21 protein-coding genes and 5 tRNA genes are annotated in these 14,139 nt (G+C 49.6%); 19 read left to right on the forward strand and 7 right to left on the reverse strand.

The window, feature by feature from the left end:
• The first annotated feature begins 8 nt into the window (after positions 1–8).
• From ACOJUN_RS01790 to ACOJUN_RS01860, 15 genes are all read left to right on the forward strand, one after another.
• A complete protein-coding gene (locus tag ACOJUN_RS01790; RefSeq protein ID WP_422134972.1) occupies positions 9–215 on the forward strand; it encodes a ribbon-helix-helix protein, CopG family in 207 nt (68 codons plus the stop codon).
• Between the two features lie 60 nt (positions 216–275).
• A complete protein-coding gene (locus tag ACOJUN_RS01795; protein WP_422134973.1) occupies positions 276–818 on the forward strand; it encodes a Rha family transcriptional regulator in 543 nt (180 codons plus the stop codon).
• Positions 819–1,037: 219 nt separating this feature from the next.
• Positions 1,038–1,520 (forward strand): phage regulatory CII family protein, encoded by a 483-nt coding sequence (locus ACOJUN_RS01800; RefSeq protein WP_422134974.1) that lies wholly within the window; start codon positions 1,038–1,040, stop codon positions 1,518–1,520.
• Between the two features lie 165 nt (positions 1,521–1,685).
• A complete protein-coding gene (locus tag ACOJUN_RS01805; RefSeq protein ID WP_422134975.1) occupies positions 1,686–1,910 on the forward strand; it encodes a hypothetical protein in 225 nt (74 codons plus the stop codon).
• On the forward strand, positions 1,907–2,524 hold the full coding sequence (locus ACOJUN_RS01810; protein WP_422134976.1) for a tyrosine-type recombinase/integrase: 618 nt from the start codon (positions 1,907–1,909) through the stop codon (positions 2,522–2,524). Before ACOJUN_RS01805 ends, ACOJUN_RS01810 begins: the two co-directional genes overlap by 4 nt.
• Before the next feature lie 13 nt (positions 2,525–2,537).
• A complete protein-coding gene (locus ACOJUN_RS01815) occupies positions 2,538–2,852 on the forward strand; it encodes a carbon storage regulator (protein WP_422134977.1) in 315 nt (104 codons plus the stop codon).
• On the forward strand, positions 2,852–3,175 hold the full coding sequence (locus tag ACOJUN_RS01820) for a DUF7673 family protein (protein WP_422134978.1): 324 nt from the start codon (positions 2,852–2,854) through the stop codon (positions 3,173–3,175). Before ACOJUN_RS01815 ends, ACOJUN_RS01820 begins: the two co-directional genes overlap by 1 nt.
• Positions 3,165–3,401, forward strand: coding sequence for a hypothetical protein (locus ACOJUN_RS01825; protein WP_422134979.1), 237 nt, complete (start codon positions 3,165–3,167; stop codon positions 3,399–3,401). Before ACOJUN_RS01820 ends, ACOJUN_RS01825 begins: the two co-directional genes overlap by 11 nt.
• Positions 3,402–3,624: 223 nt before the next feature.
• Positions 3,625–3,858, forward strand: coding sequence for a hypothetical protein (locus ACOJUN_RS01830; protein ID WP_422134980.1), 234 nt, complete (start codon positions 3,625–3,627; stop codon positions 3,856–3,858).
• Positions 3,851–6,631 carry a toprim domain-containing protein gene (locus ACOJUN_RS01835; protein ID WP_422134981.1) on the forward strand — a complete coding sequence of 927 codons (2,781 nt, stop codon included), beginning with the start codon at positions 3,851–3,853 and terminating at the stop codon, positions 6,629–6,631. Before ACOJUN_RS01830 ends, ACOJUN_RS01835 begins: the two co-directional genes overlap by 8 nt.
• Positions 6,624–6,800, forward strand: coding sequence for a hypothetical protein (locus tag ACOJUN_RS01840; protein ID WP_422134982.1), 177 nt, complete (start codon positions 6,624–6,626; stop codon positions 6,798–6,800). The genes ACOJUN_RS01835 and ACOJUN_RS01840 overlap by 8 nt, the downstream gene beginning before the upstream one ends.
• Positions 6,797–7,114 (forward strand): hypothetical protein, encoded by a 318-nt coding sequence (locus ACOJUN_RS01845; protein ID WP_422134983.1) that lies wholly within the window; start codon positions 6,797–6,799, stop codon positions 7,112–7,114. The genes ACOJUN_RS01840 and ACOJUN_RS01845 overlap by 4 nt, the downstream gene beginning before the upstream one ends.
• A gap of 58 nt (positions 7,115–7,172) precedes the next feature.
• Positions 7,173–7,565: a hypothetical protein gene (locus ACOJUN_RS01850; protein ID WP_422134984.1), complete on the forward strand. Its 393-nt coding sequence runs from the start codon at positions 7,173–7,175 to the stop codon at positions 7,563–7,565.
• A 39-nt stretch (positions 7,566–7,604) separates the two neighbouring features.
• Complete coding sequence (locus tag ACOJUN_RS01855; protein ID WP_422134985.1) at positions 7,605–7,883, forward strand: hypothetical protein; 279 nt, start codon at positions 7,605–7,607, stop codon at positions 7,881–7,883.
• Positions 7,884–8,287: 404 nt separating this feature from the next.
• Positions 8,288–8,500 carry a hypothetical protein gene (locus tag ACOJUN_RS01860; RefSeq protein ID WP_422134986.1) on the forward strand — a complete coding sequence of 71 codons (213 nt, stop codon included), beginning with the start codon at positions 8,288–8,290 and terminating at the stop codon, positions 8,498–8,500.
• Positions 8,501–8,634: 134 nt separating this feature from the next.
• Here ACOJUN_RS01860 and ACOJUN_RS01865 read toward each other — a convergent pair whose 3' ends face one another.
• The gene (locus ACOJUN_RS01865; protein ID WP_422134987.1) at positions 8,635–9,096 is read right to left on the reverse strand and encodes a hypothetical protein; all 462 of its coding nucleotides are present in this window, start codon (positions 9,094–9,096) and stop codon (positions 8,635–8,637) included.
• A 10-nt stretch (positions 9,097–9,106) separates the two neighbouring features.
• Positions 9,107–9,403 (reverse strand): hypothetical protein, encoded by a 297-nt coding sequence (locus ACOJUN_RS01870; protein WP_422134988.1) that lies wholly within the window; start codon positions 9,401–9,403, stop codon positions 9,107–9,109.
• A 586-nt stretch (positions 9,404–9,989) separates the two neighbouring features.
• Here ACOJUN_RS01870 and ACOJUN_RS01875 point away from each other — a divergent pair.
• From ACOJUN_RS01875 to ACOJUN_RS01890, 4 genes are all read left to right on the forward strand, one after another.
• Entirely contained in the window at positions 9,990–11,045 is a 1,056-nt protein-coding gene (locus tag ACOJUN_RS01875; protein WP_422134989.1) for a tyrosine-type recombinase/integrase, read from the forward strand.
• Complete coding sequence (locus ACOJUN_RS01880; protein WP_422134990.1) at positions 11,042–11,305, forward strand: co-chaperone GroES; 264 nt, start codon at positions 11,042–11,044, stop codon at positions 11,303–11,305. Before ACOJUN_RS01875 ends, ACOJUN_RS01880 begins: the two co-directional genes overlap by 4 nt.
• A 239-nt stretch (positions 11,306–11,544) precedes the next feature.
• On the forward strand, positions 11,545–12,135 hold the full coding sequence (locus ACOJUN_RS01885; RefSeq protein WP_422134991.1) for a hypothetical protein: 591 nt from the start codon (positions 11,545–11,547) through the stop codon (positions 12,133–12,135).
• Entirely contained in the window at positions 12,041–13,624 is a 1,584-nt protein-coding gene (locus tag ACOJUN_RS01890; RefSeq protein ID WP_422137136.1) for a recombinase family protein, read from the forward strand. Before ACOJUN_RS01885 ends, ACOJUN_RS01890 begins: the two co-directional genes overlap by 95 nt.
• Here ACOJUN_RS01890 and ACOJUN_RS01895 read toward each other — a convergent pair.
• The 5 genes from ACOJUN_RS01895 to ACOJUN_RS01915 all read right to left on the reverse strand — a co-directional run bounded on the left by ACOJUN_RS01895 (position 13,583) and on the right by ACOJUN_RS01915 (position 14,098).
• Positions 13,583–13,658: transfer RNA gene (locus tag ACOJUN_RS01895), tRNA-Asn, on the reverse strand. The genes ACOJUN_RS01890 and ACOJUN_RS01895 overlap by 42 nt on opposite strands.
• A gap of 7 nt (positions 13,659–13,665) precedes the next feature.
• Positions 13,666–13,741: transfer RNA gene (locus ACOJUN_RS01900), tRNA-Lys, on the reverse strand.
• A 56-nt stretch (positions 13,742–13,797) separates the two neighbouring features.
• Positions 13,798–13,873, reverse strand: a tRNA-Asn gene (locus ACOJUN_RS01905).
• A gap of 6 nt (positions 13,874–13,879) precedes the next feature.
• Positions 13,880–13,955, reverse strand: a tRNA-Lys gene (locus tag ACOJUN_RS01910).
• Between the two features lie 67 nt (positions 13,956–14,022).
• Positions 14,023–14,098 (reverse strand) — tRNA-Asn (locus ACOJUN_RS01915).
• Positions 14,099–14,139 lie beyond the last annotated feature (41 nt).

The following is a 14,139-nucleotide window of genomic DNA, read 5'->3' on the forward strand; positions in this document are numbered from 1 at the left end:
AGGAATAGATGCAACCTCAACCCTTCATAGGTACAAGAGTACCTGTTGAACTTACGGCCAGACTGGATCGTTTGGCAACGTTAGAACAGCGTAGCCGCTCACAGAAGATCCGGATGCTTCTGGAGAGAGCGTTAGCTGAAGAGGAAAAGGTATTGGGTTTGCCCCCCATTGAAGAGGCTGGAACAGGAAGTAACGAGACTGGCCATGTGGCCTGAAAAAGAAAACCCCGCTATTCGTGGTAGCAGGGCTTCGGTGTCAAATCAAAAGGTAACGGGATGAATAATAACATAGCATTAGTGAAAAAGCCTCAACTGGCCGTTATAGATGGCTCAGTAAAGACCACCACTTGTGATGTAGCTGAAAAATTCTCTAAACAACACAAGGATGTGTTGCGGGCCGTCAGGGAGGTAGATTGCTCTGAGGAATTTGCCCAGCGCAATTTTGCGCTCGGCTCCTACAAAGATGGGAACAAACAAGATCGCCCTATGTACGAAATCACCCGTGACGGGTTTTGCTATCTGATCATGGGCTTCACAGGCAAAGAAGCAGCCAAATGGAAAGAAGCCTATATCAATGCTTTCAACACCATGGAAACCGAGCTGAATAAACTACCTGAGCCAAAGCTGGATATAGAGCTGCGTCGCCGTCTGCGTGACCAGAAGATGAAATTGGTCAAGCTGGTATCTCTAGCAAAAACCCAATTTGAACAGGCTCAATACCTGGCGGATCTGAAAGAAGTCTGCATCGCATTAGAGCAGCCTTTGCCAGATGAAAACTTGATTGGGATGAGTTTGCCGGAGGTTGAAAATAAAGCTTAAGGATTAAGCTCGAACACGCCTGTGGCAGCAGGCATTAAAAAGCCCCCTGGCAGGGGGGCTCCGGTTGGGGCAGAGCTGGCAGGCTCTTACCCCGTTGTGGCGCTGGTCACCCAGATAGCTCGAACACTTTCACCACACAGCGATGTTAACACAACGCTATGGGTATGAAGATAGACCAGCGCCTCCTTTTTATCTACGTGATAAGCATGGAGGTATTACGTGAATCCCATCAACCCAAAAACCGGCCAGCCTGACACGACACTGGTCGAACAGGCCATGAAGGCCACAGTCCGCAACTACAAAGGCGGCGCCCAGGCTCTGGGTAACCCCCTCAACAAATCACCCGGTGTGCTCTCCAACGAGATCAACCCCTCCCAGCCCCACCATAAACTGGGGCTGCTGGATGCGATCCTGATTATGCACATTACCCGTGATTTTCAGATCCTCAAGGCCATGGCGGCCTGCGTGAATCACTCCATTATCAACCTGGGCGATTTCTCCGCCACCTGCGATACCGAGCTGCTGAATATGTATGCCCGCTGGCACGCCGAGATCGGTGATGTTTCAAGGGAAGTGTCGGCCGCTCTCAGTGATGGCCGCATCACCCGGGATGAGTTCCATCGGATCCGAAAGGAAGGCATGGAGCAGATCCATTTTTTCTTTGAGTTCCTGGCCCGGGTCGAGGCGCTGATTGATGACTGATATTCCGCCAGAGCTTCGCAAACGGGGGATTACCCGAGTCAGCGATAACCTGGAGCCGGAAGAGGTCATTGACCCGAAAAAGGCCTCGGCCTACGTCCGGATCTATTTTCGACAGGAATTTATGGAGTTCCTACAGCAGTACAGGGAACGGCAGGAGAAGGACTCATGCCCGTACGACCCGAACACCGCTGGCAGCGACAACGACGACAGTATCGTTTCGTGATGCCCGTAGAACCCACTGAAGTGATGTTGCAGAACGCCTGGGAACGGTCAGGGATGAAGACCCCGTTTCAGGAAGCGATGGACAACCCGACCCTGGCCCGGCTGATTCGGATGATGGCGGTGCAGGGACACAAGAAAAACGAAGCCGTTGGAGGCGAAGCCCTATGAAGTTTTTTACGACCTATTTCACCGTAGCTGAAGAGAAAAAGCTGCTGGCCACCGTCAAACAACACTCGGCAGATATTTATGCCGAGCGTGATTACTGGTGGATGGTGCTGGCCCGTCACACGGCAGTGCGTGTCTGCGTGCTCGCTGGCCTGACCATCGGTGATGCACAGGCAGCCATAGCCAGAGAACGTCTGGTGATTCGGCCACAGATCAACAAACGCCGGAAAGCGCAAGAGCTGTTTGGCAAAAAGATCATTATCGAAGCCCTGCGTAACCTGGTCCGCATCCATAAAAAGATGGCACGGCCTCAGGACTTTCGCGGCCTTGAGTATGAAAACCGGCCTCTGATTATTTCCCGCAACCATAAGCACATGAGTGTGCGCAGCTTTCAGGACCGCATGAGCCTGTGGTGTGAAAAAGCCGGACTGGAAGCCGGATCGCCCCACTGGTGGCGTCACACCTGGGCCAAACGCCAGGTCAAAGCGTCTGATGATGTGGCCCGCACCCTGTTAAAAGTGCAGGTGTGGCTCGGGCACGAGGACCCGAAAACCACCGCTATTTACACCCAGCCAGACAAGGAAGAAATGACCGAGTTTGGCCGGTATGCGGTTTAAGAAGGAGAGAACCATGCTGATACTCGCTCGCAAAAACGGAGAAAGCATCCGGATTAATAACACCGTCCGGCTGACTCTGCAGTCTCACAACGAACAACAGGTCAAGGTGCTGCTGGAGTCGCCAAAGGGCAAGGCCATTCTGGTGCGTCCGGTGGGTAAAAAGCTGTTCAGTGAAGGTGGCGTTCACATCAGTACTACTCGTTCGCATCAGGGGATGTTGCGCTTTGCTTTCCGGGCACCCAGTCATATCACCATATGGCGTGAGGAGATCTGGTTGAAGATGCATCAGGAAGAGCACAAGGCCCGCAAAAACAAGGAGGTGGCCTAATGGACGACGCTACCAGAGCACAGGCCCAAAAGGTCGTCAGGCCATTGGTTGACGTAGCTTTCAGTGATACGGGTGCGGCAGAAGCCGCTGCCCAGGCGCTGTTGAGTTGTTACGACGGCTCTCGTTTTCATCTTTGCGTCAGGGATCTCTGCCTGCTGGATGACAGCCATTACCGGGCGGCTCTGCTGGTGATTCGCCTCAGGATCGAGAAAGGCATCGAGCCCCATGAGCTGTTTGATGATCAGGAGCTGTTTCCAAAACTCTGCAAACGATGGGGCACACAACTGCATGTGATATCCAGGGGAGAACAGTATGGCTGCTGAAACGGTTGAACCGGTCTACGACTTTGAACTGGAACCTCTGGAGATCACCACCGCTGAGGCCAATGTGCTGGGCAAGCTGGTCAGCCATGTGCGCAGGCACCACCTGACCCTCGACGGTTCCCTGGAAGATCACGAAGCTCGCATGGTGCTGAGACTGTTGAATGAGATCAACAACAGCATTTACCACGTGGGCAGCCAGGAAAACCAAGAGGCCGCCCATGGATAAGGATTTGCTGGGCTTTCGTTGTGAGTTTGTACCGGGCTGCTGTTTTCCGAAGTATCGGCAAGCCGCTCGCTGCAGACCGGTTAATAGCAAAGACCTTTACCGCTGCCCTGGTTCTGACCAGTGCAGCAAACCTGAAGCCTGCCGTGTACGGCAGACAAATGACGTTAAGAAGAACCACTGAAACGAACTGTTGGCAGGCAGTTTTAAAGTCAGGAAAGACAAAATGGCTCGAACTCGAAAAAAAATAAACCTCTCCCGCCTGAGCCGGGAAGAAAAAAAGAAAACCTGGCAGCGAATCAAACAGGTCAACCCCAATATGGCCGCCCTGCTCCAGGATGCTCAATTTCAATCGTTGCGTGATCACTTCCAGGGGGAAATATTGATCGATGTCTCTTCGGTCAATGACTCGCTCAATGACTCGCTCAATGAAGAGCCGGAGGCCCCGATCCATGGCTAGCATTGAGCAACTGAAAGAACGCATCGACCTGAATGACCTGTGTGAACTCCTGGGCATGAAGCGCGACGGCAAGCTCAAGCAGAGCGGCGAGGCGATGTATCACTCACCCCTGCGGGATGACAAGCACGCCAGCTTTTCGGTCTATCGCCGCAATGGCGAACTGCGCTGGAAAGACCATGCCACCGACGAAGGCGGCAGCATTATTGATCTGGTGATCTACACCGGTCAGGCCACGGATACCGGCGAGGCTATTAAATGGCTGCATCAGGCATTCAATATCCCTTTTGACAAACCCAATGGCCCGCCAGAAAAACGCAGCCGTGAAGAGTGGCTGGCGGATCAGGTGATGCAGCAGCCCGAAGATGTGATGGCTTATCTGTGCGATGAGCGTCGTTTGTCGAAAGAAGTGATTGAGCAGGCCATTTCGGCCAAAACTCTCGGGTACTCCGATTACACCCGCACCGACCAAAAGCCCGGTGAAAAGTTTTATGGCGGCCCTGCCGCTGCGTTTATCTGCCGGGACTTTGCCAGCCGCAGGGTAACGACGGTGGAATACCGTTACTTTGATAAAGCCCTCAATGGCGGTGTCAAAAGCCACTGCCACGGCGAGAAAGGCCCCGCTTTCTGGTGCCTGAGCCACAGCCACATTAAACAAGCCCACACGGTTGTTCTGGTGGAGTCGCCTATTAATGCGCTGTCCATGCATTGCACCAGTCTGGCGAAAAAAGGCTGGGCAGCGCTGGCGGTGATGGGGGCCAGTAATCTCCATGAAAAAGACTGGAGCCTGCTGACAGGCAAGCGGGTGATCTGTGCCTTTGATAACGATGAGCCGGACGAGAAAACCGGCTACCGCCCCGGTGCCCATGCCGCCTGGTCGGTGCATGAGAAGCTGACTTCGATCAATATGCCCTGTCTGTTTGTCGATCAGCTCTCTGGTAATCGTTGGGAAGGGGTTAATGATCTGAATGACTTCCTGGTGAAGTATGGGCTTGAGGCGGGTAAAGGTACGTTAGCCTCTGCCCTTCAGGAGTGGGAACCCTGGCTGGTGCCCGGTCTGCCCGGAAAAGTCGATAAAGATACCGTGTTCAACCCCGGCAAGCCGCGACTCTTTTTACCTGCCCATGATTACAGCGTCTATTGGAAATTCAGGGTTAAAGAAGACTTTACCCAGTTGCTGAAGGTGGGCACCGATGAGGATGGTAACGAGAAAATAGATTATCAGGACTTGTGTGGTTTCCGCATTGCTGGCCTGAGTCGTGTATCTATCCAGAGTGCCACCGCCACCATGAGCGGTGAGAAAGACGTTCAGCCTAATACCATCTTTGCGGCCACAGTGCAGACGGCTCGCCACGCTCATCATCTGCAGCGTCGGGTCTTTCAGGATGAACAGCTGCACAACCCGGAGCAGTGGAAAAAGTTTGGCCCGATTTTCTCACCCGCTAAGTTTTCCCGGATGCTCAATATTATGGAGCGTGCCACCGACATTGGTGCCCGGGATGCCATCAATTTTGTTGGACTGGCCTGGCGTAATGGTCGCCCTGTCCTGAACGAAGGCCCAGACTGTTATTTCACTGAACCAGAAAAGCAGTGCCCTTATCACAACCTGAAGTTTCCCAGTGGTCCGGTGCACCATGGTCGGCGTGTGGTGGAAGCGTATCAGGCCACCTTTACCCACAATGCCGCATTGATTAAGCTGGTTTGGGCGCTGGGCGCACATCTGAAAGCCTTTCTGGGTTTTTGGCCCCACTTCATTCTCCAGGCCGGTAAAGCTGCCGGTAAGTCGACCTTGGTCAAGCGAATGGAAAGAACCATTGGTATGACCATGTTTGGTGGACAGAGTCTGCAGACCGAGTTTCGACTGCTAACGTCCATATCCCATACCAATCACCCAGTAGGCTGGGAAGAACTGTCGGCTCGCAGGCAGGACATTATTGATAAGGCCGTGGCCATGCTGCAGGAGTGTTACCAGTTCACCGTGACACGACGCGGTACGGATATGACAGAGTACGTACAGTCAGCTCCTGTGTTGCTTGCGGGTGAGGACGTGCCCGTCAATACGCTGCTGGGTAAGGTGGTGCGCTCTGACCTGACCAAGAAACAGAATGGAGAGATGCCAGAAGACCTGCCCCGTTTCCCAGTACGTGAGTGGGTCAAGTGGCTCTCTACCCTGGATCGTAAACGAGTGCGGGAACTGCACGGTAAGTGCCGCCAGTTTTTAATGAGCAGAAGTGCGACCAGTGGTGAAGACGACGGTGCCAACCGGATGGTGGGCAACTATGCCGCCATCTATTGCGCCTGGAAGCTGCTGTGTGAATTCCTGGAACTGCCCAGCAATCTGGGAAACTTCCCCATGGATCTGCTCAGCACCATGAACCGCCACGTTACCGAAAGCAGCTCAGATCGTGAGCCCTGGGTCTGGATTATGGAAATCCTGCTGGGCGAGATCGATGCCGGCAACTTCAAGTTTCCGTACCTGTTTGAGAAGAACCCCAACGATCCCGACGAGTCGCTGCTGTTCGTGCGCTTCACCCACATTATGCAGCACCTGTCTACTAACAACAGTTTAAGAGCCAAATTCGACGCCATGCCGGTGAAAAGTGCGACGGTCTTTTCCCGGCAGGTCAAAGACGCCGGAATCTGCCCTGAGCCGTTCCGGAATAAAGAGCGCTCCATCGGCACCAGGCGGGTCGCCCACCTTTATGGCCTGTCGCTGACAGAGCTGGAGCGGTATGGGTTGAGTGTGAGTGTGCCGGAGGTGCAGGGGAGTGAATAACAGTCAAACACTGTTGGCGTTGAAGCTGGAGCTTGAAGTGCTTCAGCTAACTCCAGCGAGAACACCTGAACAAACGAGGGATAAAAGAGAACGGGTGTTGTTTATTGGGGCTTTGATTGGGTTGATTGAAAAAGCTGAGCTGGAAGATTCAAGAGAGGGTTCATTATGAGCATTTACGGAAAATGCATTGTTTGCAGAAAGGAAGGTTTTAACGAGAGAACCGAAGGCGGTGATGTCTGTGAAGACTGTCGTGATTATTGGTTGTTTGGTGAAGAAAATTGCGATGAGTGCGACGGGCATGGGGTGGTAATGCCTGGTGATGAATGCCCTGTCTGTGACGGCTCAGGAGTAGAAGATGTTCTGCCGGGCTACATAGCCATCAAAGTTGATTTTGGCCGTAAGCTGACGCCCGAAGAAAAGGCACTTGTCAGTGAGTTTGAATACGTCGCAGATGATCCCGCCGTGTGGGGTCTCGGAGAATAACTCGTTTCCACGCAAAGCGTGAGAACAGATAGCTAATGGATTAACCAGGAGATTAAACATGCAAATATTCGCAAACGTCAGACCCGAATCAAAGTACTTTGCTGGCCAGGCTCAACCGGAACCTTTTCCCGTCATTCTGGCTCCAGACGTCCTCGGCTATCACTGGAAGGGTGGTGTGGGTGGTCAGTATAAAACCATGGACTTGTTTTTCTTTGTTAAAGAAGAAGATGGATTCCGTGAATTCAACCTGCTGAACCTGTCCGAAATTAAACACTTGGAGATCAACAAGAAGGCCATTCTGGAAGGTGCAGGTAATAAGTGGGGCTCAAGGTATTGGGAAAAAATAGCTGAACTGGCTAATGAGCTGCTTTCAGCAGCTAAGGAGGAGCAGCAGGCTGAATTAAATCGGGAGGCTGAGGAGCGGGAAAGGGATCGGTCGGATTGGTGGTAAGGTTGTTAGGCGTAGACAATTAATTTAGAGGAAATAAAAATGCCGTTTGCTAAAGCAATTTTCAACAAGAATAAGCGGTTTCACTGGTACCGCGATGAAAGTGATCTCGTCACTTCACTAAGTAAAAATGATTTAAAACAGACGTGGTTTATTGCTGACCTGTTTTATCCTGAATTTCCAGATTACAACAGCAATATTCATAGGCAAGAGATCTCATTATTTCTTTCAAAACCTGATGAGCTGGTTATGTTTGAGATTTCTGAAGGGGTTAAGCGAAAGGTTTTGGAGTTGGAAGAATTGATAGGAGAAACAAAGTGACAGTTGACTCGCTCCCATGCTCCAGCGTGGGAGCGTAATGGGTAAGATATGACATGCAACTTAGCTTTGCTAGAGATAACAGAATGAAGCTGAGTGCATTTCTTTTTGCTCATTCACCAATAGAAACATAACCCTGGCAGCAACGGCGGCAGTCCGTTGGCTGCTGTTGTTATGCGGCGATATGCAGGGAATTAAAGTATGGAATACCAGCCGAAGGGCAGCATGTGTATGAGCTGCACTGACAGAGACAAGGATTGTTCAAAACTGGACTTTAGATCAATGCGAACAATGACCAGTGATGGACAGCGAACTATCGTTAAATGCAGCGACTATAAAAAACATATTCACCACTGGCAACCCTCGCTAGACGGGCATACCTATGTTTGCGATTGTGGAGCATGGAAATGAGCAAGGCAGAAGAATTGATTAAACAAATAGAGGAAGCTGACGAGATTGAAATTCTGGAGTTCGATTTTGACCCTTGTTTCGCATACATGCGAGAAATGGAATCAGCTCTAAAAGAGATTACTGCCAGATTCCAAGAAAAACTTGATCTACATAAGCAGGATTGCTTTGCCTATCAAGTCGCAAAGAAGGCGCTAGATGAAGCCGTATAACACTGGAATAGGCCGCAGACGCGGCATAATATCATTAACAAACGTACCAGGTAGGACTGGTTAATCTAAAACACTATGACTCGTTCCCCGGAAGATCCTGGGAACGATTTTTATCTGGAAATCAGTTCGTTGAATTAGTGATTTATTTCCATGTAATTTCTGAAGTGCTCATCAACAACAGAAAACTGAGCCACTAACCATTTTTTTGCACTAGATTCTTTATTAACAAGCTCTGTCCTTCTATCACCAACAGGAACCCCTTCAAGCTGTGCTCTGTATGCTTGTATATCAATAGCTTTTTCATAGATTGAATTTAAATAGCTTGCTACTTCTTCAGAAAAAAGCCACTTAGCATTTCTGGTAGCTTGCATGTACGCTCTAACTTCATCGTCTGTAACCTTACCTGTTTGAAAAACATGAGCAATAAAAGAGGTTACACCCTCATACACAGCTAAACGCTTATCAAACAGGTCAAGCTTTAACTTATTCTGTGCTGTTTTCCACTGCCAATAAGCAATTAATGCGGCAATGCAGGCAATTAAAGGTACCAAAAGCGCCGATGAAAAGGTTTCTATCCAACTAACTATGCAACTCATAAATGCACCTTTAAAACGCTCGACGCTCAGCCAAATATCGCCATGCAGGCACCTTGCATGTGTCATAAAGCTTTATCATGGATTCCAGTGATAAATCGGCACCCGTCCACTCTGACTGTATTTGAACAAGGTCAAATTCACACTGATCCTCATGGAGCCAACCCAGCAACTCATCATCATCCATATCAGCATACTCCGGCCATTGATCAATCATGCCTCTGGCACGCTGTATGACTTCTTTTTCCGTCTTGCCTACATAAGCTTCAGTGATCTCACAATGCCCGTAGGTGATCATATAAAACGGCATGCTTTTACTCCTGGCCTGCCACTCAACAACCTAATAAAAACGGCCTTTCCAAATACGACACCGGCTCCCCCGTACCCCCTGCAAATAACCTGCGGCGCTGCCTTTGTGGGCGCAATGCGCCAGACCAGGAATGAGGCAAGGCGTCGGACTCTTCTGTCGTTTGGGGGTGTCGGAGGCTCTGCCGTTTTCCCGTGGTTCCGTGGTCGCCCGTCGTTAACCTGTTGAATATTCTGGCATTGTCGTTTCTGACTGTCCACGCTAGACGCTATTTTTCCCACACTAACACCCTATTCTTCCACGCTCGCCAATTTTCGCCGCTTTCTCACTCCATTTATCTATTTATTTCTTTAAAGCTTTGAAAAGGAAAAGGAAAGAGAGAAGAGAAAGCCTGAAAATCCAGAAAAAACGGCCAGCTGAACACCCACGGATTAGACGAACTGCGTTTTTTATCTTCCACGGTTTTTTAAACCATCCACAGTGGTATTTGTGGATAACAAAATTCAGAAAAAAGCTGTTATATCAATAAGATATGGTAAAATTAGAGAGGTACCACGCTTCCACGCTCTGCACTGCGCCTGGCAGACTTATGAACAATAAAAACGCTCCCGACAATGCCACTGCAGATGATGAATTACTGCTGATTGAAGACTGGCTGGCTTTTCTGATGGCCAGTAAAGGACGTGCCCGCTCAACGATTAATAAATACCGTGGCTATCTGCTAAAACTTCAGACTCATCTGATACAAGAGCATAGAACTCTGTTGCTGCTGGCCAGATATGAACAGCTGGAGCATTACACCGGGATCTGGCTGCATAAAAAAGGGGTTGCTCCCAAAAGTCGTCACGCCATTGTGGCGGCTTGCAGAGGTTTTTATGAGTGGCTGCAGAGTAAAGATCATATCCACTCCGATCCTTCTGAACAACTTCAATATCCTAATACTGGCCGTAAGCTGCCAAAGCAACTGGGTCTTTCCAATGCTGAAAAGCTACTCATGCAGCCAGACATTAATTCATTCACTGGTTTGCGTGATGCCGCTATGCTGGCCCTGTTGATGAGTACTGGTATGCGGGTGTCTGGTCTGGTCAACCTGAACCAGGAACAGCTGTTCTGGTACCAATATCAAGACAAACAGCGTCTGGCCCTGCTGGTAACCGAAAAAGGCGGTCACGAAAGAGAGTTGCCGGTTCCCCATGAAGCCATGCTGCTACTCCAGGCCTATCTGGGCCATGATGAACTGCAAGAAATTGACAGGACGTTGCCCAGTGGCGAACAAGTTCTTTTCGTCAGTGTTCGTAATCGTAAAGTGCCAGTGCATGAATACAGAGGCGAAGCCAGGCGACTGACTCAGAAGTCAGTCTGGAGTTTTATGCAGAAGTATGGAGAGTCAGCTGGCTTGCCAGAGGAACTTTGCCATCCTCACGCTTTACGTCACATGCTGGGCGCTGAAATGATGGAAGAGGATATTACTACCCTTCAGATCCAGGCCATCCTCGGACATGCCGACCCCAAAACATCAGAGATCTATGCAAGGATTGCCAGAGGCAAATTGACCGAAGTGGTTGATAAAGCCAATCCATTGCGAAAGATCAAGACAGCAGTCACTCCCCTGGTTCAGGAAATGAAAAAGCGAGGAGCGCTATGACTCAACCCAAACCACTCAATAACCTGGTGCTGGTTGACCGGGCCTGTAACCCAACAACTTCAGAAGGAGGCATTGTTCTACCCGGTTCCGATGAACCTCAGCAGTGCCATGGCATTGTTTTGGGAACGGGAGCTAAAGTCACTGAGCCAATTAGCGAGGGTGATACCGTGTTGTTCAGTCGTTACTCAGGAACAGAGCTGACCTTCCGGGGTAAAACCTATGTACTCATTCGAGAAGAGGAGCTGCTGGCCACGGTTTAGTTATCCGATCCAGCCACAGGCTTTCATTCTGGAACCGGCAGAGTAATAGAACTGGTATAGCCTAGACCTGAGTATATCTTTAAACCCAGTAATACCGGAGGTTTCCGAACGTTGTTGGAGGTACTGGAAACTACCCTTTAGAACAGCCTAAAACGTCTCTGGCAGGGGATGGCCTCAACTGCGCACTATCCCATTATGCGCAGTTCAACAGCTCGAACACGACGGGAGATCAATAACTTATGGACGCTCATCAGGAAGAAAAGCGCAGTACAAATCAAAAATACCCGAATAACCACCCACCAATAGACCTACTCAACAAAGGGGTGGGGGCCCGGCAAGAAAACACCCCCTTCCCCCAGAGGGGGGGTGGGTACCTGAATATCTGCACAGATACTGAAGTTTGCCATTTGCAAAATTCGGCCATGCCTCTTTCAGAGCTTTCAGCAATGGGGGTCTCATTCACCTGGCAAAAAGTAGCCGCTGCAATCGGCATCGAGGCTTTTTTGAAGTTGTGGCAGATACTGGATCAGTCTCACGATCAGGGTGCAGAGTTGAATAGCTCAATCCGGGTAACTGTGCCAAGATATGAGCGTTTTCTGCGTTATCAACGTAACCAGGTTATTAAGTTTTTAGTGAACCAAGGGCGCAGCCCTGTTGTCATACAACATTATCTCAAGGCTGAAATGGGTATTCACATCAGCCTACGTACAGTACAAAGAGTTGCAAGAAGGTGTTATGAGCCAGCAGCAGAGCAAGAAAGCAGTCATTTATCTCAGGGTCAGCACAGGCAAGCAGGCCGAGAAAGAGCTACCACTGGAGTCTCAGCTTGAACAGTGCGAAAAAAAAGCAGCTGAGCTTGGAGCGAATGTCGAACAAGTGTTCAGAGATGAAGGCCTGACAGCCCGAAACGACAACCGCCCTGCATTTCAATCAGCACTATCGTACTGTGAAACGTTCGATGTGGATTATTTTATCTGTTGGTCCACTTCGAGATTTGCCCGAAACAGGCTAGAGGCTCAGCTTAACAAGCGGCGCCTGGCAGATTGCGAAACCGAAATAGCCTACGTCTCCGTAACGATTGAAAAATCAGGATCAGGCATCCTCCAGGAAGGCATTCTGGAACTTTTTGACGAATACCTGAGCTATCAGGTCGGAACGGACACCCGACGGTCTATGATCCGCAATGCTCAAAAAGGATTCTGGAATGGAGGTAGGGAGCCATTTGGCTTTAAAGCAGCCCCATCCCCAGAGGATTCAAAACGAAAGTGCCTAGTTCAAGTCCCCTTAGAAGCTTTAACAGTAGAAAATATTTTCAGACTCAGGGAAGAAGGGCTGGGAGCAAAAGCGATTGCTCTTCGACTGAACGAAGACGGCTCAACAAACAGAGGTAAACGCTGGACAAAAGTAATGGTCTATGCGGTTCTGAAGAGCGAAAAAGTTGCAGGCCTAACTACTTTTAACAAGAAAGCTCACACCGGAGCCAAAAACCCACCTGAACAATGGATCACTGTTGAGAGCCATGAGGGCATTATCTCAAGGGACCGTTTTGAGCGTATCCAGAAAATCATTGATAACGCATCACCGGCTGGAAAAGGAGGATCATCAAAGAGCACGCGCCTATTCACTGGTATGGTCAGCTGTGGACGATGTAAAGAGAACATGGTCATAACCAGTGCAACCGGAAGAAGTGCGACCTATTACTATTACGAATGCCAAAGCCGTTGCAACGGATCTGGATGTGACACCAAGCACAAAAGAATGCCCGCAGGCATACTGGATGACTTTCTCATAGAGACTGTCTCCAGCAGAATTTTTAACAGGAATAGTCTGACTGACTTAATTCTTGAAATAAACGATCTGGCAGGAAACTGGGTTAAAGAGAACAGAAAGAAAAAACGAGTCATCCTCAGCGAAGTTGATAAGCTACGCCAGAAGAACAGAAGACTGTACGAATTTCTTGAAGATCCGGAAGGGCCCGCAAACCTGGGAGATCTGATACCACGTCTGAGAGAAAATAATCAGAAGATCAAAACACTGGAGGAAGAGCTGGAAAAGCTTGCCCAAGAAAAAGCTCCAGAATTTGAAATCAGTGATGCAATGGTCGATGAAGTCGCAGACTTTTTTGCAGACCTGATGAGGGAGCAAAAAAACCCGAGGAAGATTCGTCAGTTCCTCAGTTCATTCATTGATGATATTTCGATAGGGGATGAAGAGATCAAGATTTCCTATGATCCCGCTGTCATTATCGACTCAACAGCGGTTCATAGTAGAAAAATATGGCTCCCCGAGCTGGACTCGAACCAGCGACCCAATGATTAACAGTCATTTGCTCTACCAACTGAGCTATCGGGGAATAAAAGTGGTGGGTCGTGTAGGATTCGAACCTACGACCAATTGGTTAAAAGCCAACTGCTCTACCAACTGAGCTAACGACCCACTGAACTTTCTGAATACACAATCCAGAAAGCTAACCCTTGCTAAGGAGTTTAAAATGGCTCCCCGAGCTGGACTCGAACCAGCGACCCAATGATTAACAGTCATTTGCTCTACCAGCTGAGCTATCGGGGAAGAAATTGGTGGGTCGTGTAGGATTCGAACCTACGACCAATTGGTTAAAAGCCAACTGCTCTACCAACTGAGCTAACGACCCAAGCCGTCTATTAAACACGCAGTTCAATAAACATTCAACTCTTCAATCAAAAGTGATTAGAAAGAGCTGGCTCCCCGAGCTGGACTCGAACCAGCGACCCAATGATTAACAGTCATTTGCTCTACCAACTGAGCTATCGGGGAATCGTTGTCGACGATGCTTTGCGTCATCACCTAACGGCAGC

It is taken from the genome of Endozoicomonas sp. ALD040 (assembly GCF_049275945.1).
Lineage (GTDB): Bacteria > Pseudomonadota > Gammaproteobacteria > Pseudomonadales > Endozoicomonadaceae > Endozoicomonas_A.

Excerpts from the sequence above, each read along its gene's own strand:
- ACOJUN_RS01845 (WP_422134983.1), top strand. The coding sequence starts at position 6,797 with ATGAGCATTTACGGAAAATGCATTGTTTGCAGAAAGGAAGGTTTTAAC.
- ACOJUN_RS01850 (WP_422134984.1), top strand. The coding sequence starts at position 7,173 with ATGCAAATATTCGCAAACGTCAGACCCGAATCAAAGTACTTTGCTGGC.
- ACOJUN_RS01885 (WP_422134991.1), top strand. The coding sequence starts at position 11,545 with ATGGACGCTCATCAGGAAGAAAAGCGCAGTACAAATCAAAAATACCCG.
- ACOJUN_RS01860 (WP_422134986.1), top strand. The coding sequence starts at position 8,288 with ATGAGCAAGGCAGAAGAATTGATTAAACAAATAGAGGAAGCTGACGAG.
- ACOJUN_RS01890 (WP_422137136.1), top strand. The coding sequence starts at position 12,041 with ATGAGCCAGCAGCAGAGCAAGAAAGCAGTCATTTATCTCAGGGTCAGC.
- ACOJUN_RS01790 (WP_422134972.1), top strand. The coding sequence starts at position 9 with ATGCAACCTCAACCCTTCATAGGTACAAGAGTACCTGTTGAACTTACG.
- ACOJUN_RS01870 (WP_422134988.1), bottom strand. The coding sequence starts at position 9,403 with ATGCCGTTTTATATGATCACCTACGGGCATTGTGAGATCACTGAAGCT.
- ACOJUN_RS01880 (WP_422134990.1), top strand. The coding sequence starts at position 11,042 with ATGACTCAACCCAAACCACTCAATAACCTGGTGCTGGTTGACCGGGCC.
- ACOJUN_RS01815 (WP_422134977.1), top strand. The coding sequence starts at position 2,538 with ATGCTGATACTCGCTCGCAAAAACGGAGAAAGCATCCGGATTAATAAC.
- ACOJUN_RS01825 (WP_422134979.1), top strand. The coding sequence starts at position 3,165 with ATGGCTGCTGAAACGGTTGAACCGGTCTACGACTTTGAACTGGAACCT.
- ACOJUN_RS01865 (WP_422134987.1), bottom strand. The coding sequence starts at position 9,096 with ATGAGTTGCATAGTTAGTTGGATAGAAACCTTTTCATCGGCGCTTTTG.
- ACOJUN_RS01795 (WP_422134973.1), top strand. The coding sequence starts at position 276 with ATGAATAATAACATAGCATTAGTGAAAAAGCCTCAACTGGCCGTTATA.
- ACOJUN_RS01805 (WP_422134975.1), top strand. The coding sequence starts at position 1,686 with ATGCCCGTACGACCCGAACACCGCTGGCAGCGACAACGACGACAGTAT.
- ACOJUN_RS01875 (WP_422134989.1), top strand. The coding sequence starts at position 9,990 with ATGAACAATAAAAACGCTCCCGACAATGCCACTGCAGATGATGAATTA.
- ACOJUN_RS01830 (WP_422134980.1), top strand. The coding sequence starts at position 3,625 with ATGGCTCGAACTCGAAAAAAAATAAACCTCTCCCGCCTGAGCCGGGAA.
- ACOJUN_RS01820 (WP_422134978.1), top strand. The coding sequence starts at position 2,852 with ATGGACGACGCTACCAGAGCACAGGCCCAAAAGGTCGTCAGGCCATTG.
- ACOJUN_RS01835 (WP_422134981.1), top strand. The coding sequence starts at position 3,851 with ATGGCTAGCATTGAGCAACTGAAAGAACGCATCGACCTGAATGACCTG.
- ACOJUN_RS01810 (WP_422134976.1), top strand. The coding sequence starts at position 1,907 with ATGAAGTTTTTTACGACCTATTTCACCGTAGCTGAAGAGAAAAAGCTG.
- ACOJUN_RS01855 (WP_422134985.1), top strand. The coding sequence starts at position 7,605 with ATGCCGTTTGCTAAAGCAATTTTCAACAAGAATAAGCGGTTTCACTGG.